Below are 20,954 nucleotides of genomic sequence, written 5' to 3'. Positions count from 1 at the left end.
TTCGGTCTCCGAAGAGACCGAATGGGATTACATGAAATAAAAGGATGGTGGACAGGGCTGGATTCGAACCAGCGTACGGGAAACCCGGGCAGATTTACAGTCTGCTGCCTTTAACCACTCGGCCACCTGTCCAAAGGGGCCACTCTCTCGAGCGAGGCGGCTCAATGGCGAAGCTTGTCGGTGCTGTCAACGCGGGTTGCGCCAACTTCCGCCCCCGCATAGCCTTTCATGCATAAAAAATTGCCCAGGGGGACCTTCATGCACCAATCGCGTCCGTGCCGACTTGCCATTTTCGCCGCAACCGTAACGATCATCGCGCTCAGCCCCGCGGCCGCCAGGGAGCGTGGCGGCACCGCAAAGCCTGATCAACCCATGGTCAACCGCATCATCGACGAAGGGACCAATCACAGCCAGGTCATGGTGACCGTCCAGCATCTGACCGACGTCATCGGCCCGCGGCTCACGAATTCGCCGTCGATGCGTACGGCGGAGGCGTGGACTCAGCGCCGCTTCGCCGACTGGGGCCTCACGAATGTTCACAAGGAAGGGTTCGCCTTCGGTCGCGGCTGGTCGATCGAACGGTCGAGCGTGCGGATGACGACCCCGCGGGTGGTGCAACTGACCGCGATTCCCATTGCCTGGACCCCCGGCACGAACGGTACCGCACTCAGCGCGCCCGTGATCGTCGCACCGATGGCGCGCGAGCGCGACTTCGCGAAATGGCGCGGCAAGCTCAGCGGCAAGATCGTGATGCTCACGCGGCCCGGCACCGGTGACGAACCTGCCGAGCCCGCCTTCAAGCGGCTGAGCGGCGAGGATATCGCGAGGCTCGACCGGTTCCAGCAGCCGAATTACGACCCCGATGCCGCCGACCGCCGGATGAAGCGGCTCGATTTCTCGAAGAAACTCGATGCGTTCCTGAAAAGCGAAGGCGCGGTCGCGACCGCGACGATGGCCTATCACGACGGCAAGCTGGTCAGCGGCGAAGGCTATCTGTTCGGTGTCGGCGACACGCCCGCACTGCCGGGCGTACAGATCGCCGCGGAGGATTACCGACGCCTCGCGCGGCTCGCCAAGGCGGGCCCCGCCCCGACGCTCGAGATCGTCAGCGACGTCCGCTTCGACGACAGCGATGCGCAGGCGTACAACATCATCGCCGACATTCCCGGGACCGATCCGAAGGCCGGCTATGTCATGGCGGGCGCGCATCTCGACAGCTGGGTCGCTGCGGACGGTGCCGCGGACAATGCGGCGGGCTCGGCGATGATCATGGAGGCCGCACGGATCCTGGCCGCAACCGGCGTCCGCCCGAAGCGGACGATCCGGTTCGCGCTCTGGTCGGGCGAGGAGCAGGGCATTCTCGGTTCGATGGCCTATGTCACCCGCCACCTGGCGACACGCGGCAGTCCCAACGACCCGCCGCAGACGGGCATGCAGAGCTATTACGGCTTTTCACAGAAATGGCCGATTACCCCGCTGCCGGGTCATGCCGACCTCGCTGCCTATTTCAACATCGACAATGGCTCGGGCAAATTGCGCGGGCTCTATGCGGAGACCAACCCCGCGGTCGTGCCGATCTTTCGCGACTGGCTCAGCCCGTTCGCGTCAATGGGCGCGTCGAACGTCGTCCTGCGGCCGACCGGCGGCACTGATCACGTCTTCCTGCAACAGGTCGGCGTGCCGGGGTTCCAGTTCATCCAGGATCCGCTCGATTATGGCAGCCGGATCCATCATACGTCGGCCGACACCTTCGATCACCTGAAGGCCGAGGACATGCGCCAGGCGTCGATCGTGCTCGCATCGGTGTTGCTCAGCGCGGCGAATGCGGACAAGGCGCTGCCACGCACGCCACTGCCGACCAAGCCGGTGGTGACCGACCCTTATGGATATAGCGATGACGATGACTGATATGATGACGGGAGCGCTCTGATGGCAGCACGCAAGGGCCACCGGCCGAGCAAGGCCCCCGCGGGGCGTCCGCGCTTCTGGGGCAAGCATGCGGTGGGCGCAGCGCTCGCCAATCCCGAACGCACGGTGCGCAAGATCATGGGCACGCGCGAGGCGCTGGCCGGGTTCGATCTACCCGCGGCCGTGCCGGTGACCTTCGCCGAGGCCACCGATCTCGCGCGACTGGTGCCGGGCGACGCCCCGCATCAGGGCGTGGTGATCGAGGTCGAGCCGCTCGAGGACATGTGGCTCGCCGACCTGCTCGAGCATGGCAAGGACGACAACCGTCCGCTCGTCATCCTCGACGGCGTGACCGATCCGCACAATGTCGGCGCGATACTGCGCTCGGCTGCGGCGTTCGATGCGCTCGGCATCGTCACCCCCGACCGCAACGCACCGCCCGAATCGGGCACGATCGCCCGCGCCGCGTCGGGTGCGCTCGAGACGGTGCCGTGGATCCGCGTGGTCAATCTCGCTCGCGCACTCGAGGAAATCGCCGCAGCCGGGTTCTGGCGGATCGGCCTCACCGGCCATGCGACACAGACGCTGTCCGACGCGATGGGGACGCAGCGCATCGCGATCGTGCTCGGTGCCGAGGGCGAAGGCATGCGCAAGAACACCGAGGATCACTGCGACGAGCTCGCCAAGCTCCCCATCTCGGAAAAGGTCGAGAGCCTCAACGTCTCGAACGCCGCCGCGATCGCACTCTATGCGGTGACGACGCGCTAACTATCGCCCTCTCCCCCCGGGGGAGAGGGAAGGGCCCCGCCGCGCAGCGGTGGGAAGGGTGAGGGGCGTGGGGTTCGAAACCCCCGCCCCAACCGCCCGTCCCAAGGGACCGGATCAATCCTCGGCGGCGATCCGGACCTTCAGCCCGTCAAGCGCATCGGTCATGTCGATCTGGCACGACAGCCGCGAATAGTCGTCGCGGTCGCTCGTTGAATCGAGCAGGTCGTTCTCGTCCTCGCTCATCGGCTTGAGTTTGGCCGCAAATTCCGGGTCGACATGAACGTGGCAGGTGGCGCAGGAGCAGCAGCCGCCGCACAGGGCGAGGATCTCGTCGATCCCGGCGTCGCGGATCACTTCCATGACCGAAAGACCCGTTTCGCCCATGAGCTCGCGTTCTTCCCCGTCCCGCGTCACGACGATAAGCTTGGGCATGCTGTCCTCCGAAAAACCGTGCGCGGTCCATGCCGCGCGCCGCCGCCCCGATCAAGCTGCAAGGTTCGCGTCATGGGCCTGAACGCCGCCCAGTTGCAGGCTGCCATGACCGCGCTGTGTGCGATTGAACCCGCCTTCGCGGTGGCGGTCGCGAACAAGGGCCACCCTGCCCCGCGGATCAGCGAGCGCGGCTTTGCTACGCTGCTCCGCACCATCCTCGGCCAGCAGGTCAGCGTCGCCTCCGCGCAATCGGTCTGGAACAAGCTCGACGCGCTCGTCGGTGGTGCCGCGGACCCCGCCAACATCGCCGCCGCCAGCGACGAGACGCTGCGCAGCGCGGGGCTGTCGCGGCAGAAACTCGGCTACGCCCGCAGCCTCGCCGACGAGGTGACGAGCGGCCGGCTCGACCTGACGAACCTGCCCGCCGACGACGAGGAGGCGATTGCTGCCCTCATCCGGGTCAAGGGAATCGGCCGCTGGTCGGCGGAAATCTACCTGCTGTTCGCCGAGGGCCGCACCGACATCTGGCCCGCGGGCGACCTCGCGGTCCAGATCGAGATCGGCCGCATCCTCGGCCACGACGCCCGCCCGAGCGAGAAGCTGACCCGCGAACTCGCCGAAGCCTGGCGCCCGCACCGCGGCGCGGCAGCGATCTTCCTCTGGCACCATTACCAGGCCGACATGAAGGTGATCTGAGCGCGGCCGCTTAAGCGAGGCCATGCCCGCGAGACCCCACTCGCCCCCTCCCGTCATCCTGACGAAAGCAAGAAAAGCGGTGCGCCGCCCGCCCGATATCCGCCTGCCAACCGAACCGCTTGTCCCCTCAGCTCCCATCCGGCAAAGCACGGGCGATGCCGCCGCCCAGTTCCGCCCTCGCCCATTCGCTGTCAGACAGCTATCGCACCGTCGCCATTCCCGAAGGCGCGCCCTTCTGGCGGCGGCTGTTCGCGTTCGTCGGGCCGGGCTATCTCGTCGCGGTCGGCTATATGGATCCGGGCAACTGGGCGACCGACATCGCCGGCGGCTCGGCGTTTGGCTACACGCTCCTCTCGGTCGTATTGCTGTCCAACCTGATGGCGATGGTGCTCCAGGCCTTGTCCGCACGGCTCGGCATCGTCGCCGGGCTCGACCTCGCCCAGGCCTGCCGCGCGCATTATTCGAAGCGCGTTTCGGTCGTGCTCTGGTTCCTGTGCGAGATCGCGATCATCGCCTGCGATCTGGCCGAAGTGCTCGGCACCGCGATCGCGCTCAAACTGCTGTTCGGTCTGCCGCTGGTCTGGGGCGTCGTGCTCACCGCGCTCGACGTGTTCCTGATCCTCGCGCTGCAACGCTTTGGCTTCCGCAAGCTCGAGGCGTTCATCGTCGCGCTGCTGGTGATCATCGCCGGATGCTTCATCTTCGAGCTGTTCCTCGCGCGGCCCGACATGGCGGGGGTGCTCGGCGGACTGGTACCGACGACCGAGATCGTCACCAACCCGGCGATGCTCTATATCGCGATCGGCATCCTCGGTGCGACGGTGATGCCGCACAACCTCTATCTCCACTCGTCGATCGTCCAGACGCGTGCGTTCGCGCCGACCGAGGCGGGCAAGCGTGACGCGGTGACGATGGCGACGATCGACGGCACGATCGCGCTCGGCCTCGCCTTCTTCATCAACGCCGCGATCCTGATCCTCGCCGCTGCGACCTTCCACGTCGCCGGGCGCACCGACGTCGCCGATATCGACCAGGCGCATGCGCTGCTCGCGCCGATGCTCGGCATGGGGGCTGCGAGCGTCGTGTTCGCAGTCGCACTGCTCGCCTCGGGCCAGAATTCGACCGTGACGGGCACGCTCGCCGGCCAGATCGTGATGGAGGGCTTCCTCAACCTGCGCATGCCCGTCTGGTTACGCCGGCTGGTGACGCGGCTGCTCGCGATCATCCCCGCGGTATTCGTCGTCGGCGCCGCGGGCGATGCGGGCGCGACCCGGCTGCTGGTGCTGAGCCAGGTCGTGCTGAGCCTCCAGCTCCCCTTCGCGGTCGTGCCGCTCGTCAAGTTCACCGGGGACGCGCGAATCATGGGTTCGCTCGTCAGCCCGGTCTGGCTCAAAGCGCTCGCCTGGGTCATCGCCGCGGTCATTATCGGCCTCAACGCGACGCTGCTGATCGGCATGCTCTGAGATAAACTGACATGGATCAGGGGATGCACGGTTCACTGGCCGATCGCGTCCCGCGACCACGCAAGTCCGCGTGACAAAGGTGTCCGCGCGGCTAGGATCACCGGTGACGACAACGAGATCCGGAATTCGCGTGACCGCAAACCCCGCCCTGCAGCGCTCCGTCCAGACGCTGGCCGATTCGATCCTCGACACGCTCGTCCACCGGATCGGCAAGGATGCGCAGGCCGCGCTTCCGCACGACTGGCTCGCGGCAACGATCCTCACCGTGCGCAACGACATCGTCGAACGCTGGATGGCATCGACCAAGGCGGCGCATGCGGCGGGCGCCAAGCGCGTCTATTATCTCAGCCTCGAATTTCTGATCGGCCGGCTGCTGCGCGATGCGGTGACCAACCTGCAACGCAGCGGCGAGGTGTCGCGGGCGCTCGCGCTGCACGGCGTCGACCTTGCCGCGCTCGAGGAGATCGAGCCCGACGCGGCGCTCGGCAATGGCGGGCTCGGGCGGCTGGCGGCGTGCTTCATGGAGAGCATGGCGAGCCTCGCGCTGCCCGCTTATGGCTATGGCATCCGCTATGTGAACGGCATGTTCCGTCAGCGGATCGACGATGGCTGGCAGGTCGAGATGCCCGAAAGCTGGCTCGCGCACGGCAATCCCTGGGAGTTCGAACGCCGCGAGAGCGCCTATTTCATCGGCTTCGGCGGCGAGGTCATCGCGACCGACAGCGGTCAGGTTCACTGGAGTCCCGCCGAGGCGGTCGAGGCGATGGCGGTCGACACCCCCGTCGTCGGCTGGCGCGGCGAACACGTCAACACGCTGCGACTGTGGACCGCGCGCGCGTTCGATCCGATCAAGCTCGACCGGTTCAACGCGGGCGACTTTTCTGGTGCGCTTGCGGACCAGCTCCGCGCCGAGACGCTCACGCGCGTGCTCTATCCCAATGATTCGACCGCCGCGGGGCAGGAGTTGCGGCTGCGGCAGGAGTATTTCTTCTCGTCCGCCTCGATCCAGGACATCGTCCGCCGCCACATCCAGTATTTCGGCGACATCCGCACGCTGCCCGACAAGGCCGCGATCCAGCTGAACGACACGCACCCCGCGGTGTCGGTCGCCGAGCTGATGCGGCTGCTGATCGATCATCACGAATTCGCTTTCGACGAGGCGTGGAAGATCACGCGCGCGACCTTTGGCTACACCAACCACACGCTGCTGCCCGAGGCGCTGGAGAGCTGGCCGCTGCCGCTGTTCGAGCGTCTGCTGCCGCGCCACATGCAGATCGTCTACGCGATCAACGCAAGGCTGCTGCGCGAGGCACGCGGGGTCACAGGGATAGACGACCGCGCGATCGCCGCGATCAGCCTGATCGACGAGGGCGGCGAGCGGCGCGTGCGGATGGCCAACCTCGCCTTTGCCGGATCGCACAGCGTCAATGGCGTCGCAGCACTCCATACGCAGCTGATGAAGAAGACGGTCTTCGCGGATCTCCACCGCCTCTATCCGACGCGGATTAACAACAAGACCAACGGGATCACCCCGCGCCGCTGGCTTCAACAGTGCAACCCGGGCCTCACCACGCTGATCCGCGACGCGATCGGCGACGGCTTCCTTGATGATGCCGAACGGCTGATCGATCTCGATGTTTTTGCCGACGATCCCGCGTTCAGGGAGCGGTTTTGGGCGGTGAAGCGTTCGAACAAGGTGGCATTGGCAAATCATATCAAGGACAGCATGGGGCTGCGCATAGACCCCGACGCGCTGTTCGACGTGCAGATCAAGCGCATTCACGAATATAAGCGCCAGCTGCTCAACATCATCGAGACGGTCGCGCTGTACGACCAGATCCGCAGCCATCCCGAACGCGACTGGACGCCCCGCGTGAAGCTGTTCGCGGGCAAGGCGGCGTCGAGCTATCACAATGCGAAACTCGTCATCAAACTGGCGAACGACGTCGCGCGCCGGATCAATTCGGACCCGTCGGTCGGTGGACTGCTCAAGGTCGCGTTCCTGCCCAACTATAATGTGTCGCTCGCGGAGCAGATCATCCCCGCCGCCGATCTCAGCGAACAGATCTCGACCGCCGGGCTCGAGGCGTCGGGCACCGGCAACATGAAGTTCGCAATGAACGGCGCGCTGACCATCGGCACGCTCGACGGCGCGAATATCGAGATCAAGGACCGCGTCGGCGACGACAACATCTTCATCTTCGGCATGACCGCGGACGAGGTCGAAGCGAAGCGCGCATCGGGCTATGATCCGCGCAGCGTGATCGACGGGTCGAACGAGCTCTGCCAGGCGGTCTCGGCGATCGCCTCGGGCGTATTCTCGCCCGATGATCGTCAGCGCTACGCCGGGCTGATGGGCGGACTGTACGAGGGCGACTGGTTCATGCTCGCCGCCGATTTCGACAGCTATGCCACCGCGCAGCGCAGCGTCGACACGCGCTGGAACGATCGCGACGCTTGGGTCGCCTCGACCGTGCGCAACGTTGCGCGTGTGGGCTGGTTCTCGTCGGACCGGACGATCCGTGAATATGCCCGCGATATCTGGACGGTAATGTGAAGCCGCCCGAAGGCGCCATCGTTGCCCTGCTGGAGGGGCGTCACGACGATCCCTTCTCGCTGCTCGGCGTGCATGCCGGCCCCGGCGGCACGTTTGCGCGCGCCTGGCTGCCGGGTGCGACGACCGCCGAGGCGCATGCGCTCGACGGCACGACGCTCGGCACCCTCCCCCGGATCGACGATCGCGGGCTGTTCGAGGGACCGATCGACGGCGATCCGCAACCGGTGAAATATCACGCCGAGGGTGGCGGCGCGGACTGGTGGGTGACCGACCCGTACAGCTTCGGTCCGGTGCTCGGCCCGATCGACGACCTGCTGATGGCGGAGGGCACGCACCACCGCCTCCATGACAAGTTGGGCGCGCACCTGATCGAGCACGAAGGCGCGCCCGGCGTGCATTTCGCGCTCTGGGCCCCCAATGCGCAGCGCGTTTCGGTGGTCGGCGACTTCAACGACTGGGATGGCCGCCGCCATGCGATGCGCAGGCGCGGCGACGTCGGCGTCTGGGAGATCTTCATTCCCGACATCGCCGAATATCGCGCGTATAAATACGAGATCGTCGGCCCCGACGGCCGGCTCCAGCCGCTGAAGGCCGATCCCTTCGCCTTTGCCAGCGAGCTGCGTCCCGCGACCGCATCGATCACCCGCACGCTCGCGCATGAATGGGCGGATACGAGCCACCGCAAACACTGGGCCTCGGTCGATCCGCGCCGCGTGCCGATCAGCATCTACGAGGTGCATGCCGGATCGTGGGACCGCGATGCCGAGGGCTGGTTCCTGACCTGGGATGCGCTCGCCGACCGGCTGATCCCGTATGTGGTCGAGATGGGCTTCACGCACATCGAGTTCATGCCGATCAGCGAACATCCCTATGATCCGAGCTGGGGCTATCAGACCACCGGGCTTTACGCGCCGTCCGCGCGGTTCGGCGATGTCGAGGGGTTCGCGCGGTTCGTCGACGGCGCGCATCTGGCGGGGATCGGCGTGCTGCTCGATTGGGTTCCCGCGCACTTCCCGACCGACGCGTTCGGGCTCGCGCATTTCGACGGTACCGCGCTCTACGAACATGAAGACCCGCGGCTCGGCTTCCACCCCGACTGGAACACCGCGATCTACAATTTCGGGCGGCGCGAAGTATCGTCCTTCCTCGTCAACAACGCGCTGTTCTGGGCCGAGCGCTATCATATCGACGGGCTTCGCGTGGATGCGGTCGCGTCGATGCTCTACCGCGATTATTCGCGCGAGGCGGGCGAATGGATCCCCAACGACACCGGCGGGCGCGAGAACTGGGAGGCGGTCGCCTTCCTGCGGGACATGAACCGCGCGGTGTATGGCCAGCATCCCGGCATCTTCACGATCGCCGAGGAATCGACCTCATGGCCGGGCGTCTCCGCGCCGGTCGGCGACGACGGCAAGAGCGGCGGCCTGGGCTTCGGGTTCAAGTGGAACATGGGCTTCATGCACGACACGCTCCAGTACATGGCGCGCGATCCGCTGCACCGGAAGCATCATCACGGCGAGATCAATTTCGGGCTGGTCTATGCGTTCAGCGAGAATTTCGTCCTGCCGCTCAGCCATGACGAGGTCGTCCATGGCAAGGGCTCGCTGCTGACCAAGATGCCCGGCGACGACTGGCAGCAATTCGCCAATCTGCGCGCCTATTACGCGTTCATGTGGGGTTATCCGGGCAAGAAACTGCTCTTCATGGGGCAGGAGTTTGCGCAGCGCCGCGAATGGTCCGAAGGTCGTGCGCTCGACTGGTGCCTGCGCAACAGCCGCAGCCATGAGGGCATCCGCAACCTCGTCCGCGATCTGAACATAGTCTATCGCGACAAGCCCGCGCTTCATGCGCGCGATTGCGAGGCCGAGGGTTTCGAATGGCTGATCGCCGACGATGCCACCAATTCGGTCTTCGCCTGGCTGCGCAAGGCACCTGGCGCGAAGCCGGTCGCCGTGATCGCCAACATGACGCCGATCGCGCGCGCGCCTTACCGCATCCCGCTGCCGCTCGACGGCCGCTGGTGCGAGATCATCAACAGCGACGCGCATGAATATTGGGGCAGCGGGCTCGGCAACCTCGGCGGCGTGGTCGCGGAGGACGGTGCGGCCTGGGTCACCTTGCCCCCGCTCGCGACGATCATGCTCGAGTTTGAGGGCTGAGACGGAACAAGCCGCGGGTAACGGGGCGTTATACGGCGGACGATTAGGGAGAGACGGACATGGTTGAACGGCGGGGACAGCCACTGGCGCGCGACGCAATGGCGTATGTGCTGGCCGGTGGTCGCGGCAGTCGGTTGATGGAGCTGACCGATACCCGCGCAAAACCCGCGGTGTATTTCGGCGGCAAGGCACGGATCATCGACTTCGCGCTGTCGAATGCGATCAATTCGGGCATCCGCCGGATCGGCGTCGCGACCCAGTACAAGGCGCATTCGTTGATCCGCCATCTTCAGAGCGGCTGGAATTTCCTGCGCTCCGAACGCAACGAGAGCTTCGACATCTTGCCCGCCTCGCAGCGGATCAGCGAGTTTCAATGGTATGAGGGCACCGCCGACGCGGTTTACCAGAATATTGACATCATCGAGAGCCACGCGCCCGAATATATGGTCATCCTGGCGGGTGATCACATCTACAAGATGGATTACGAGCTGATCCTGCAACAGCATTGCGAGACCGGTGCTGACGTCACGATCGCCTGCCTCGAAGTGCCGCGGATGGAGGCGGTCGGCTTCGGCGTGATGGCAGTCGACGAGCATGACAATGTCACCGCGTTCGTCGAGAAGCCGGCCGATCCGCCCGCGATCCCGGGCAACCCGGACATCGCGCTGGCGTCGATGGGGATCTACGTCTTCCACACCAAGCTGCTGTTCGACGAATTGCGTCGCGATGCCGAGACGCCGGGATCCGCACGCGATTTCGGCAAGGACATCATCCCCTACCTCGTCAAGCACGGCAAGGCGGTCGCGCATCGCTTCTCCGACAGCTGCGTCCGCTCGGGCAGCGAGGTCGAGGCCTATTGGCGCGACGTCGGCACGGTCGACGCCTATTGGGAGGCCAATATCGACCTCACCGACGTGGTGCCCAAGCTCGACCTCTACGACCGCAGCTGGCCGCTCTGGACCTATTCGGAGGTCACCCCGCCGGCCAAGTTCGTCCATGCCGATGACGGACGCCGCGGCGAAGCGGTGTCGAGCCTCGTTTCGGGCGACTGCATCATCTCGGGATCGTCGATCCACCGTAGCCTGATCTTCACGGGCACGCGTGCGCACAGCTATTCGATGCTCGATCAGGCGGTGATCCTGCCGCATTGCGAGATCGGCCGCGGCGCGCGCCTGTCGAAAGTCGTGGTCGATCGCGGCGTCGTCATCCCTGACGGCCTCGTCGTCGGCGAGGATGCCGAACTCGACGCGCAGCGTTTCCGCCGCACCGACAGCGGCGTGGTGCTCGTAACCAAATCCATGATCGACCGGCTGATCGCGTGAGGGTGTATACGACGCTTTCTCGATCAGGACAGGGGCCCGGCTGATGCGTGTTCTCTCGGTAGCGTCCGAAGCCTATCCGTTGATCAAGACCGGTGGCCTTGCGGATGTCGTCGGCGCGCTGCCCGCCGCGCTCGCGCATCACGGCGTCGCGATGACCACCTTCCTTCCCGGCTATCCCGCGCTCACCGCGGTCATGCGGACGGCAAAGGTCGTCCACCGCTACACCGACCTGCTCGGCGTCGAGGCGCGGATCCTCGCGGCGAGCATCGGCGACCATCCGCTGCTGATCCTCGACGCGCCCAGCCTGTTCGCGCGTGGCGGCGGTCCGTATGGCGACACGACCGGCGCCGACTGGGTCGACAACTGGCTGCGCTTTGCCGCGTTCAGCCGGGCCGCCGCCGACCTCGCCTCGGGCGTTGTCGACGGGCAGCAGTTCGACATCCTCCATGCGCATGACTGGCAGGCGGCAATGGCGCCGGCCTATCTGCGCTACGCCCCCGGGCCGGGCACGCCGGCAAAGACGATCGTGACGATACACAATATCGCCTTCCAGGGCCGCTATGGCGCGGAGATCTTCGCCGACCTCGCGCTGCCCGACGCGGCGTTCGCGCTCGACGGGATCGAATATTATGGCGGCGTCGGTTTCCTGAAGGCCGGGCTCGAGGCTGCTGATGCGATCACCACGGTCAGCCCGACCTATGCCGCCGAGATCCGTCGCGGCGAATTCGGCATGGGCCTCGAAGGGCTGATCAACGTCCGTGCCGATCGGCTGACGGGAATCGTCAACGGCATCGATCCCGCAGTCTGGAACCCCGCCACCGATGCCGCGCTACCGTCGCGCTACACCGCGCGCACGCTCACCCGCCGCCGCATCAACAAGCGTGCGGTCGAGACGCTGTACGGCCTCGACACCGGCGACGGCCCGATCTTCACCGTCATCAGCCGGCTCACCTGGCAAAAGGGCATGGACGTCCTCGTCGCGGCAATCGACGAGCTGGTGGCGCTCGGCGGCCGGCTGGCACTGCTCGGGTCGGGCGATAGCGCGCTGGAGCACGCCTTTCTCGCCGCCGCCGAGCGGCATCCGGGCCGGGTCGGCGTTCGCATCGGCTATGACGAGCCGGTCTCGCATCTGCTTCAGGCGGGTGCGGATGCGATCCTGATCCCTTCGCGCTTCGAACCCTGCGGCCTGACTCAGCTCTACGGGCTGGCCTATGGCTGCATCCCCGTCGTCGCGCGCACCGGCGGGCTGGCCGACACGGTGATCGACGCGAACGAGGCGGCGGTCGCCGCAGGCGTTGCTACCGGTATTCAGCATGACGGCATCACGCCCGAAGCGCTTAGCCATGCGTTGCGCCGAACGATCGCGCTCTATGCACGCCCCGATCGCTGGGCCATGTTGCAGCGCAATGCGATGCGCGCGGACTTCTCGTGGGACGAGAGTGGCCGGCGTTATGCGACCCTGTATTCGAACCTTGTGGAGTCTACATGATCCGTACCGTTACAAGCACGCCCTATACCGACCAGAAGCCGGGCACATCGGGTCTGCGCAAGAAGGTGAAGGTCTTCCAGCAGACTAACTATGCCGAGAATTTCGTCCAGTCGGTGTTCGACGTGGTCGAGGACAAGACCGGCACGACGCTGGTAATCGGCGGCGACGGCCGCTTTCTCAACCGCGAGGTGATCCAGGTCGCAATCCGCATGGCCGCCGCGAACGGCTTTGGTCGCGTGATTGTCGGGCGTGGCGGCATCCTGTCGACACCCGCCGCCAGCCACATGATCCGCAAGCGTGGGGCGATCGGCGGGCTGGTCCTGTCCGCCAGCCACAATCCTGGCGGTCCCGACGAGGATTTCGGGATCAAGTACAACATCGCCAATGGCGGTCCCGCGCCTGAATCGATCACCGACGCGATCAACGCGCGGACGCTCGAGATCGACCGCTGGCTGACCGTCGACGCGGCCGACATCGATCTCGACCAGGACGGTGAGGTCATGGTCGGCGACATGCCGGTCGAGGTGGTCGATCCGGTCGAGGACTATGCCGCGCTGATGGAGACGCTGTTCGACTTCGACGCGATCCGCGCTGCCAAGCTGACGATGGCGTTCGACGCGATGAGCGCGGTCACCGGGCCCTATGCGACAGAGATCCTCGAACGCCGCCTGGGCTTTGCCGCGGGCACGGTGCGCAACGGCACCCCACTGCCCGATTTCGGTGGGCATCACCCCGACCCCAACCTCGTCCACGCGCATGAGCTGTACGAGACGATGATGGCGCCCGACGCCCCCGATTTCGGTGCAGCATCGGATGGCGATGGCGACCGCAACCTGATCATCGGCCGCCACCGCTTCGTGACCCCGTCGGACAGCCTCGCGATGCTCGCGGCAAACGCGCACCTCGCCCCCGGTTATGCCGGAGGGCTGAAGGGCATTGCCCGCTCGATGCCGACCAGCGCGGCTGCCGACCGCGTCGCACAGGCGCTCGGCATTCCCGCGTACGAGACGCCGACCGGCTGGAAGTTCTTCGGCAACCTGCTCGATGCCGGCATGGCGACGATCTGTGGTGAGGAAAGCGCCGGGACCGGGTCCGATCACGTTCGCGAGAAGGACGGGCTCTGGGCAGTGCTCCTTTGGCTCAACATCCTCGCGGTCCGCGGCGAGAGCGTCGACGCGATCGCGCGCGATCACTGGGCGAAGTACGGCCGCAACTATTACGCCCGCCACGATTACGAGGGCATCGAGACCCCGCGCGCCGACGCGCTGATGGCCGCGTTGCGCGCCAGCCTCGCCACCCTGCCCGGCAAGCAGTTCGGTGATCTCACCGTCGAGACCGCGGACGAGTTCGCCTATACCGACCCGACCGACGGCTCGATCAGTCGCAACCAGGGCGTCCGCATTCTGTTTGAAGGCGGCAGCCGCGTCGTGTTCCGCCTCTCGGGCACCGGCACCACCGGCGCGACGCTGCGCGTCTATCTCGAACGCTACGAGCCCGTCGGCGGTGATCTCGACCGCGAAACCGGCAACATGCTGGCGAGCATCGTCGCGGCGGCCGAATCGATCGCGGGGATCGCGCAGCACACCGGCCGCAGCGCGCCCGACGTCGTTACCTGAGCGCGTCGCCCCGCGGCAGGCGGGCCGGGGTTCAAACCCCGGCCATAGTCTTCTAGGCTGGCCGTCATGATCCTTCGCCGTCGCCGCAGCGCGCTCTACATGCCCGCCTCCAACCCCCGCGCCATCGCCAAGGCCCGCAGTCTGGCCTGCGACGTCGTGATCCTCGACCTCGAAGATGCGGTGGCGCCCGACGAGAAGGCGGCGGCGCGCGACCGTGTCGTTGCCGAGATCGGCACGGGGGGGGGCGGCACGCGGGAGCTGGTGGTGCGGATCAACGCGCTCGATACCCCATGGGGTGCCGACGACATCGCCGCGCTGCGCGGTATCGGCGTCGATGCGGTGCTCGTGCCCAAGATCTCCGGCGCCGTCGATCTTGCCGCCGTCCGCGCCGCACTGGGTACCGACGGGCCGCCGATCTGGGCGATGATCGAGACCTGTGGCGGCGTGCTCGAACTCCCTGCGATCGCCCGTGCCGCAGCAGGATCGCGGCTCACCGCGCTGATTGCCGGCACCAATGACCTCGCCAAAGAGCTGCGCTGCCGCCCCGGCGTCGATCGAATGCCAATCATCCCCGCGCTGATGGCGATCGTGACGGCCGCGCGCGCGGCCGGGCTGGTGGCGCTGGACGGCGTCTGCAACGCGCTCGACGATCCGGCGCGCCTCGCGGTGGAAGCCGAACAGGGCGCAGGCCTCGGCTATGACGGCAAGACGCTGATCCATCCGGCACAGATTGCGGCGGCGAACACCGCGTTCGGCCCCACCCCCGACCAGCTCGCCTGGGCCCGGACAATAGTCGCGGCGTTCGCGGACGGCGCCACTGCGGACAAGGGCGCGATCCGGCTAGACGGTCAGATGGTCGAACGACTCCACCTCGCCGAAGCCGAGGCGATGCTCGCACAGGCGGGTCAGCCCGCGGGCTGACCCCGGCTCAGCGCGGGCGGCCGACCCAGTCCGCGACCTGCTGTGCGACGCTGTTGGCCGCGGTGTTGATCCCCGCCGCCGCGGACGGCGCATCGATCGACGCGACCGGGACGCGCGCCTCGAAGCGACGCTTCTCGACCGACTGCATCCCTGCCCGCGTCAGCGAGGCATCGAACGTCACGACCGCCTCGCGCGTCGTCGCGTCGAGCCCGAAATTGCGCAGCTCCCCGCCCAGCATTGCACTCGGATCGCCGACTGCCTGGACCGTCGACAGCACGACCATCCCGGTGCGCGCAGCCACCGTGTCGGACATCAGTCGCGCGAACAGCCGCGCGGGCGGTTCGGCCCATTGCGCGTCCTTCACATAGGCGATCGACGTCGCAGTCGCCTGCACCGGCACGCGCGCGGTCGCCAGCGCTTGCGGCACCGTCGGCACCTGCAGCGTGATCGACTTCGACGTCGCCGAATTCTGGTTCTGCCCGACCGCGACCGCGGACTGCGTCGTCAGCGTCAGCAGGGTCGGCGGCGGTGCGGCGCCAAAGCTGATGCAGGCGCTGAGCGGCAGGGCCGCGAGGAGGATGAACAGCGGTGTCTTCATGGCGGTCATCACTTACCCTTATAGTCCGGAAGCTTCTGCTGCCCGACGAGCGAGCCTGCCCCCTGCTGGTCGACACGTTCGGCAACCGAGGACAGCGCCGCGGCGGTGGTGCGCAGATCGTGGACGAGGCGGTTAGCTTCGGGAATGGTGGTCTTCGAGAAGGCCTGCAGCCCGGGCCGCGCGTCGCCGATCGCCGCGTTCAGCGTTTCGGCGCTGGTCTGTGCCGACTGGATCGCCTTGTTCAGATTGGCCATCGCCGGTTTCACGTCTTCGGAGAGCACCCCGTTGGTGGTCTGCGCGAGCACGCCGAACTGCTGCGCGGCATCGCCCGCCTGCTGGATCGCGACCCGCGTCTGCGCCAGCGTTGCGGCGATCTCCGGCCCGCGATCGGCCAGCGCATCGGTCAGGCGATTGGTGTTCTCGAGGATCCCGGCGATCGACGCCTGGTTGCGATCGGTTAGCAGCCCGGTCAGCCGCTCAGTCAGCGTCGACAGACGCTCGAGCAGCTGCGGCGCCGAATTGAGGATTGCACCGAGCCCGCCCTGCTTGGTCGGGATGACCGGCACGCCATACGGGCATGGCTGGCCGTTCGAATCGGGGCAGCCGACCGCGGGCGCACCCTTGCGCGCGCCATCGAGCGACACCTGGCTGACGCCGGTGAAGCCGACGCCCGAGATCGATGCGGTCGTGCCCTGGAGCACCGGCGTCTCCTCGTTCACGCTGATGCGGACGCGGACGAACTGCGGGTCGTTCTTCCACAGCGAGATCGACTTCACCTGACCAGACGGCACACCCGAAAAGGTGACTGCGGAGCCGCGCGCCAGACCATCGACCGACTGGCGGAAGAAGATGTCATATTCCTTCTCTTCCGTGCCACCGAGCCGCGCGATCCACACGGTGAACAGCGCGAGCATCGCCAGCAGGATCAGCACGACGGCGCCGACAAGGACATGGTTCGAACGGGTTTCCATCAGAGCGTCCTTGCTTCTTTCTCGGCATATGTCGCGTCGGCGTCGTCCGGCGCGGACTGCTTGGACTGGACTTCGGTCGGGTGGGCATCGGCAACCGCGTCGGCGCTGCGATGCGCCTCCTTGGTCGCCACTGCGGCGCGGCCGCGCGGCCCCTTGAAATATTCCTCGATCCACGGATGGTCGAGCGCGAGCAGTTCGTCGATCGTGCCGACCGCGATCACCTTCTTGTCGGCGAGCACCGCGACACGGTCGCAAATCGCGTAAAGCGTATCGAGGTCGTGCGTGATTAGGAAGACGGTCAGGCCCAGCGTCTTCTGCAACGACTGGGTCAGCGAATCGAACGCCGCCGCACCGATCGGGTCGAGCCCGGCGGTCGGTTCGTCGAGGAACAACAGTTCGGGGTCGAGCGCGAGCGCGCGCGCGAGCCCGGCGCGCTTCTTCATGCCGCCCGACAGTTCGGCGGGAAACTTGTTCGCGGCATCCGCGGGCAGGCCGGTCATCACGACCTTGTACGCCGCGATCTCGGCGAGCAGCGCGGGCGGCAGATCGGGATAGAATTCGCGCAGCGGCACCTCGACATTTTCGGCAACCGTCAGCGTCGAGAACAGCGCGCCGCCCTGGAACAGCACGCCCCAGCGCTTGCGGATCTCGGTCGCCTCGGTCTCCTCGCGGCCGATATTCGATTCGCCGAACACCGTGATCGCGCCCTCGGCGGGCGTCTGGAGGCCGATGATCGAGCGCATCAGCACCGACTTGCCGGTCCCCGACCCGCCGACCACGCCGAGAATCTCGCCACGCCGGACGTCGAGATCGAGACCGTCATGCACGACCGAATCGCCGAACTCGTTCCTCAGCCCCTTTACGGAGATGATGCTGTCGTCAGTCTTGCGGGCCATCAGTCCCAGCCGATCCAGGTGAAGAATACCGCGAAGAACGCGTCGAGCACGATGACGAGGAAGATGCCCTGCACCACCGCCGAGGTCGTGCGCAGCCCGACCTGTTCGGCGTCGGCCTCGACCTGCATGCCCTGGAAACAGCCCGCGACCGCGATGATCGCGCCGAAGACCGGGGCCTTGATCAGCGCGATGTACAGATCGGTGATCGGCACGACTTCGCGGATCCGGGCGATGAAGGTGACGGGCGGGATGCCGAGCTGGATCCAGCACAGCAGCCCACCGCCGATGATCGCGATCAGCGACGCGTAGAAGGCGAGCAGCGGCATCATCACGATCGCCGCCAGCACGCGCGGCAGGACCAGCGCCTCCATCGGCGACACCCCGATCGTCCGCATCGCGTCGATCTCTTCGGTCAGCTTCATCGTGCCGAGCTGCGCGGCAAAGGCGGAGCCCGACCGGCCCGCGACCATGATCGCAGTCATCAGTACGCCGAGTTCACGCAGCGTCAGCCGCCCGACCAGGTTGATCGTGAACACCTCTGCGCCGAACTGGCGGAGCTGGACCGCACCCTGCTGCGCGATGACGACGCCGATCAGGAAGCTCATCAGCCCGACGATGCCGAGTGCGGCGATGCCCACGACCTCGAAGCGCTGGACGACCGCGTTGAAGCGGAAGCGCTTGGGGTGGCGAATGACGCTGCCGAAGGCGATCGTCGTCGCGCCCAGAAAGGCGAGCAGGCCGAGCATCGTCCGGCCGGTCAGCACGACCGCGTCGCCGATCTCGCCCAGCACGCGCTTTACCGAACCGACCGGCTTGCCGCGTGCCGCCAGCGGCTGGTCGGAGGCGACGACCTGATCGAACAAATTCTGGCCGTCGGCATCGAGCCCGTCGATCGTCGCGTCGTTGCGTGCGGCGAAGCGGTGGACGATCCAGGCGCCGATCGTGTCGATCCGGTCGACCTGGCTCAGATCGACCCGTTTGATCGACGCGGCATCGACCGCCTCGAGCCGATCGGGAAGATTTCCGATGTTGGCGAGCGACAGATCGCCGGTGAAGCGAAGCGTACCCGTGTCGGCACCGTCCTGCTGAAAATCGGCCATCGCGCTCATCGGCGGCACCTTTGCGGCAAACGGACTGGATCGGCAAGACGAATGCTGTGTAAGCCGGCCCAATGACCCAGCTTCTCGCCATCTACGACATGGACAAGACGATCACCCACGCGCCGACCTGGACGCCGTTCCTGATCCACACCACGCGCACCGGCGGCGCGCCGTGGCGACTCGCGCTGGTGCCGGTCGCGGCGCTTGCGGCGGCGGGGTATCTCGCCAAGCTGATGAGCCGCGGCCGCCTGAAGCACATCATGCAGCGGATGATGCTCGGCAAAACGCTGACCCCGGCGCAGGAGCGTCGCGCCGCCGAGGCGTTTGCCGACCGCGTGATGCGCGACGGGGTCTTCGCGGCCGCGCTCCGCCAGATCGAGGCGGATCGCGCGGCGGGATACAGGCTGGTGATGGCGACCGCCTCCTACCGCTTCTACGTCGAGTCGATCGCCGAACGGCTCGGCTTCGATGCGGTGATCGGTACCGAGAGCCTGCGCGACGCGAACGGCCATCTGCTCGCCGGGATCGACGGCGAGAATTGCTACGGCCCCGCCAAGCTCGCGATGATCGAGCGCTGGATGGCGCGTGAGGGGATCGCGCGACACGATGCGCATGTCCGCTTCTATTCGGACCATGTCTCCGATGCGCCGACCTTTGCCTGGGCCGACGAACCGTTCGCGGTCAACGCGCACGGTCCGCTCCGCCTGCTGGCAAAGGCAAAGGGCTGGCCGATGCCCGACTGGGAGCGATAACCGGGGCGACTAGAGGATCCGGTCGACCGTGTGGATCACCAGGCCGACGAGCCCGCCGACGATTGTGCCGTTGACGCGGATATATTGCAGATCGCGACCGACCGCATTCTCCAGCCGGCTGGTGATCGTCTCGGCATCCCAGCCGCGCACCGTCTCCGACACGAGCCGGACGATCCCGTCGCCATAATCCGCCGCGATGCCGACGACCGCGCGGCGGACGAACCGGTTGATCGTATGCGACAGCCGCGGATCGTGGAGCAGCGTCTCGCCAAGCTGGCGCAGCACGTCGCCCAGCTTGCCCGCCATCGCCCGCTCGGGATCGCGCGCGATCGCCAACAGCGCACCGCGTGCCTGCTCCCACAGACCGTCGAGCCAGCGCTGCATCGCGGGGTTGTCGAGCAGGTCGTTCTTCATCGCCTCGACCCGCTCGCGCATGCGGCGGTCATATTGCAGGTCCCAGGCCAGCCGCTCGAGCGCCTCCTCTGCCTTCAGCCGCAACGGGTGCTGGGGATCCTCTGCCATCTCGGCGAGCAGGCGGTCGAACCCGTTGATCAGCTTGTCCGCGACCGTGGTGTCGAGCCCCGTCCAGCGCAGGATCGAACCCGACTTCTCGTGCACCATCGCGCGGACGAGATGGTCGTTCGCGGCGAGCGTGACCGATGCCCAGCGGATCGCCGCCTCGAGCAGCGGGGCGTGACGACGTTCGGCGATCGCCGCCTTGAGCAGCTGGCCGAGGATCGGCGATATCTCGGTCTGGCGCAGCCTCGCGCGGATGCCGGCCTTCACCATGCCGCCGAGCCGCGCGGGGTCGAGGCCTTCGAGGATCTGCGCGACCAGCTTTGACGCACCAGACCGGAACCGTCCCCCTGCCCCTTCGGGTGGATCGGTCAGCCAGTGTGCGATCGCGCCCGCGACGTCGAGCCGCCGCATCCGGCGCGAGATGACCGAGGGCAGCAGGAAATTATCGCGCAGGAATATCGCCAGCGTGTCGCCGATCCGGTCCTTGTTCCGCGGAATGATCGCGGTGTGCGGGATCGGCATCCCGAGCGGATGGCGGAACAGCGCGGTCACCGCAAACCAGTCCGCCAACCCGCCGACCATCGCCGCCTCGGCAAAGGCCCGGACGAAGCCGATCGCAGGATGCCGGTCGACCAGCACGCGGCTGACCAGGAACACGACCGCCATCAATACCAGCAGCCCGGTCGAGACGATCCGCATGCGAATGAGAGCCGGGTTGGTCGCTTCCTTGGCCAGGCGCACGCGGGAATTCGATGTCATGTCCGAAACAATCCCCGAACGCAGGGAT

17 protein-coding genes and 1 tRNA gene are annotated in these 20,954 nt (G+C 66.7%); 11 read left to right on the top strand and 7 right to left on the bottom strand.

Translation table 11 applies throughout. From position 1 onward, the window contains the following. Positions 1–45: 45 nt before the first annotated feature. Positions 46–132: transfer RNA gene (locus GV027_RS14540), tRNA-Tyr, on the bottom strand. Positions 133–258: 126 nt separating this feature from the next. Between GV027_RS14540 and GV027_RS14535 the strand changes: the two genes are divergently transcribed. Together GV027_RS14535 and rlmB are read left to right on the top strand one after the other, a co-directional pair. Continuing rightward, on the top strand, positions 259–1,908 hold the full coding sequence (locus tag GV027_RS14535) for a M20/M25/M40 family metallo-hydrolase (protein ID WP_159512302.1): 1,650 nt from the start codon (positions 259–261) through the stop codon (positions 1,906–1,908). A 21-nt stretch (positions 1,909–1,929) separates the two neighbouring features. Further along, positions 1,930–2,676, top strand: a complete 747-nt coding sequence (gene rlmB, locus GV027_RS14530; protein WP_031396279.1) for a 23S rRNA (guanosine(2251)-2'-O)-methyltransferase RlmB — start codon at positions 1,930–1,932, stop codon at positions 2,674–2,676. Positions 2,677–2,790: 114 nt separating this feature from the next. Here the strand turns inward: rlmB and GV027_RS14525 are convergent, their stop codons facing one another. After that, positions 2,791–3,108, bottom strand: a complete 318-nt coding sequence (locus tag GV027_RS14525) for a 2Fe-2S iron-sulfur cluster-binding protein (RefSeq protein WP_031396278.1) — start codon at positions 3,106–3,108, stop codon at positions 2,791–2,793. Positions 3,109–3,180: 72 nt separating this feature from the next. On the opposite strand from GV027_RS14525, the gene GV027_RS14520 reads away from it, so the two are divergent. The 8 genes from GV027_RS14520 (at position 3,181) to GV027_RS14485 (ending at position 15,331) form a co-directional block, all read left to right on the top strand. Next, positions 3,181–3,804 carry a DNA-3-methyladenine glycosylase family protein gene (locus GV027_RS14520; protein ID WP_159512301.1) on the top strand — a complete coding sequence of 208 codons (624 nt, stop codon included), beginning with the start codon at positions 3,181–3,183 and terminating at the stop codon, positions 3,802–3,804. Between the two features lie 155 nt (positions 3,805–3,959). Beyond that, the gene (locus tag GV027_RS14515) at positions 3,960–5,267 is read left to right on the top strand and encodes an Nramp family divalent metal transporter (RefSeq protein ID WP_159512300.1); all 1,308 of its coding nucleotides are present in this window, start codon (positions 3,960–3,962) and stop codon (positions 5,265–5,267) included. A gap of 130 nt (positions 5,268–5,397) precedes the next feature. Beyond that, on the top strand, positions 5,398–7,824 hold the full coding sequence (locus tag GV027_RS14510) for a glycogen/starch/alpha-glucan phosphorylase (RefSeq protein ID WP_201302629.1): 2,427 nt from the start codon (positions 5,398–5,400) through the stop codon (positions 7,822–7,824). Next, a complete protein-coding gene (gene glgB / locus GV027_RS14505; RefSeq protein ID WP_159512299.1) occupies positions 7,821–9,983 on the top strand; it encodes a 1,4-alpha-glucan branching protein GlgB in 2,163 nt (720 codons plus the stop codon). Before GV027_RS14510 ends, glgB begins: the two co-directional genes overlap by 4 nt. 59 nt (positions 9,984–10,042) lie before the next feature. Next, positions 10,043–11,305: a glucose-1-phosphate adenylyltransferase gene (glgC, locus tag GV027_RS14500; RefSeq protein WP_031396272.1), complete on the top strand. Its 1,263-nt coding sequence runs from the start codon at positions 10,043–10,045 to the stop codon at positions 11,303–11,305. A 43-nt stretch (positions 11,306–11,348) separates the two neighbouring features. Further along, on the top strand, positions 11,349–12,794 hold the full coding sequence (gene glgA / locus GV027_RS14495) for a glycogen synthase GlgA (RefSeq protein ID WP_159512298.1): 1,446 nt from the start codon (positions 11,349–11,351) through the stop codon (positions 12,792–12,794). Beyond that, on the top strand, positions 12,791–14,410 hold the full coding sequence (locus GV027_RS14490; RefSeq protein WP_159512297.1) for an alpha-D-glucose phosphate-specific phosphoglucomutase: 1,620 nt from the start codon (positions 12,791–12,793) through the stop codon (positions 14,408–14,410). Before glgA ends, GV027_RS14490 begins: the two co-directional genes overlap by 4 nt. A gap of 66 nt (positions 14,411–14,476) precedes the next feature. Then, complete coding sequence (locus GV027_RS14485; RefSeq protein WP_159512296.1) at positions 14,477–15,331, top strand: HpcH/HpaI aldolase/citrate lyase family protein; 855 nt, start codon at positions 14,477–14,479, stop codon at positions 15,329–15,331. A 7-nt stretch (positions 15,332–15,338) separates the two neighbouring features. Here GV027_RS14485 and GV027_RS14480 read toward each other — a convergent pair whose 3' ends face one another. The 4 genes from GV027_RS14480 to GV027_RS14465 are packed head-to-tail and all read right to left on the bottom strand — an operon-like array spanning position 15,339 to position 18,905. Further along, positions 15,339–15,929, bottom strand: a complete 591-nt coding sequence (locus tag GV027_RS14480; RefSeq protein WP_159512946.1) for an ABC-type transport auxiliary lipoprotein family protein — start codon at positions 15,927–15,929, stop codon at positions 15,339–15,341. Positions 15,930–15,937: 8 nt separating this feature from the next. After that, entirely contained in the window at positions 15,938–16,900 is a 963-nt protein-coding gene (locus GV027_RS14475) for an MlaD family protein (protein ID WP_031396265.1), read from the bottom strand. Further along, positions 16,900–17,796: an ABC transporter ATP-binding protein gene (locus tag GV027_RS14470; RefSeq protein WP_031396264.1), complete on the bottom strand. Its 897-nt coding sequence runs from the start codon at positions 17,794–17,796 to the stop codon at positions 16,900–16,902. Before GV027_RS14470 ends, GV027_RS14475 begins: the two co-directional genes overlap by 1 nt. After that, complete coding sequence (locus GV027_RS14465) at positions 17,796–18,905, bottom strand: ABC transporter permease (protein WP_031396263.1); 1,110 nt, start codon at positions 18,903–18,905, stop codon at positions 17,796–17,798. The genes GV027_RS14470 and GV027_RS14465 overlap by 1 nt, the downstream gene beginning before the upstream one ends. Before the next feature lie 62 nt (positions 18,906–18,967). Here GV027_RS14465 and GV027_RS14460 point away from each other — a divergent pair, with 62 nt between their 5' ends. Next, positions 18,968–19,648, top strand: a complete 681-nt coding sequence (locus GV027_RS14460; RefSeq protein ID WP_031440557.1) for an HAD family hydrolase — start codon at positions 18,968–18,970, stop codon at positions 19,646–19,648. A 9-nt stretch (positions 19,649–19,657) separates the two neighbouring features. Here the strand turns inward: GV027_RS14460 and GV027_RS14455 are convergent, their stop codons facing one another. Further along, entirely contained in the window at positions 19,658–20,926 is a 1,269-nt protein-coding gene (locus tag GV027_RS14455) for a DUF445 domain-containing protein (RefSeq protein WP_236559240.1), read from the bottom strand. Positions 20,927–20,954 lie beyond the last annotated feature (28 nt).

It is taken from the genome of Sphingomonas sp. T1 (assembly GCF_902506585.1).
Lineage (GTDB): Bacteria > Pseudomonadota > Alphaproteobacteria > Sphingomonadales > Sphingomonadaceae > Sphingomonas > Sphingomonas aerolata.
This window is presented reverse-complemented; position numbering and strand designations above follow the sequence as displayed.

What these genes read in the sequence shown, in the direction of transcription:
- glgA (WP_159512298.1), top strand. Translation starts at nt 11,349, where the DNA reads ATGCGTGTTCTCTCGGTAGCGTCCGAAGCCTATCCGTTGATCAAGACC.
- GV027_RS14480 (WP_159512946.1), bottom strand. Translation starts at nt 15,929, where the DNA reads ATGAAGACACCGCTGTTCATCCTCCTCGCGGCCCTGCCGCTCAGCGCC.
- GV027_RS14455 (WP_236559240.1), bottom strand. Translation starts at nt 20,926, where the DNA reads ATGACATCGAATTCCCGCGTGCGCCTGGCCAAGGAAGCGACCAACCCG.
- GV027_RS14490 (WP_159512297.1), top strand. Translation starts at nt 12,791, where the DNA reads ATGATCCGTACCGTTACAAGCACGCCCTATACCGACCAGAAGCCGGGC.
- GV027_RS14475 (WP_031396265.1), bottom strand. Translation starts at nt 16,900, where the DNA reads ATGGAAACCCGTTCGAACCATGTCCTTGTCGGCGCCGTCGTGCTGATC.
- GV027_RS14485 (WP_159512296.1), top strand. Translation starts at nt 14,477, where the DNA reads ATGATCCTTCGCCGTCGCCGCAGCGCGCTCTACATGCCCGCCTCCAAC.
- glgC (WP_031396272.1), top strand. Translation starts at nt 10,043, where the DNA reads ATGGTTGAACGGCGGGGACAGCCACTGGCGCGCGACGCAATGGCGTAT.
- GV027_RS14535 (WP_159512302.1), top strand. Translation starts at nt 259, where the DNA reads ATGCACCAATCGCGTCCGTGCCGACTTGCCATTTTCGCCGCAACCGTA.
- GV027_RS14515 (WP_159512300.1), top strand. Translation starts at nt 3,960, where the DNA reads ATGCCGCCGCCCAGTTCCGCCCTCGCCCATTCGCTGTCAGACAGCTAT.
- GV027_RS14525 (WP_031396278.1), bottom strand. Translation starts at nt 3,108, where the DNA reads ATGCCCAAGCTTATCGTCGTGACGCGGGACGGGGAAGAACGCGAGCTC.
- rlmB (WP_031396279.1), top strand. Translation starts at nt 1,930, where the DNA reads ATGGCAGCACGCAAGGGCCACCGGCCGAGCAAGGCCCCCGCGGGGCGT.
- GV027_RS14470 (WP_031396264.1), bottom strand. Translation starts at nt 17,796, where the DNA reads ATGGCCCGCAAGACTGACGACAGCATCATCTCCGTAAAGGGGCTGAGG.
- GV027_RS14465 (WP_031396263.1), bottom strand. Translation starts at nt 18,905, where the DNA reads ATGAGCGCGATGGCCGATTTTCAGCAGGACGGTGCCGACACGGGTACG.
- GV027_RS14520 (WP_159512301.1), top strand. Translation starts at nt 3,181, where the DNA reads ATGGGCCTGAACGCCGCCCAGTTGCAGGCTGCCATGACCGCGCTGTGT.
- GV027_RS14460 (WP_031440557.1), top strand. Translation starts at nt 18,968, where the DNA reads ATGACCCAGCTTCTCGCCATCTACGACATGGACAAGACGATCACCCAC.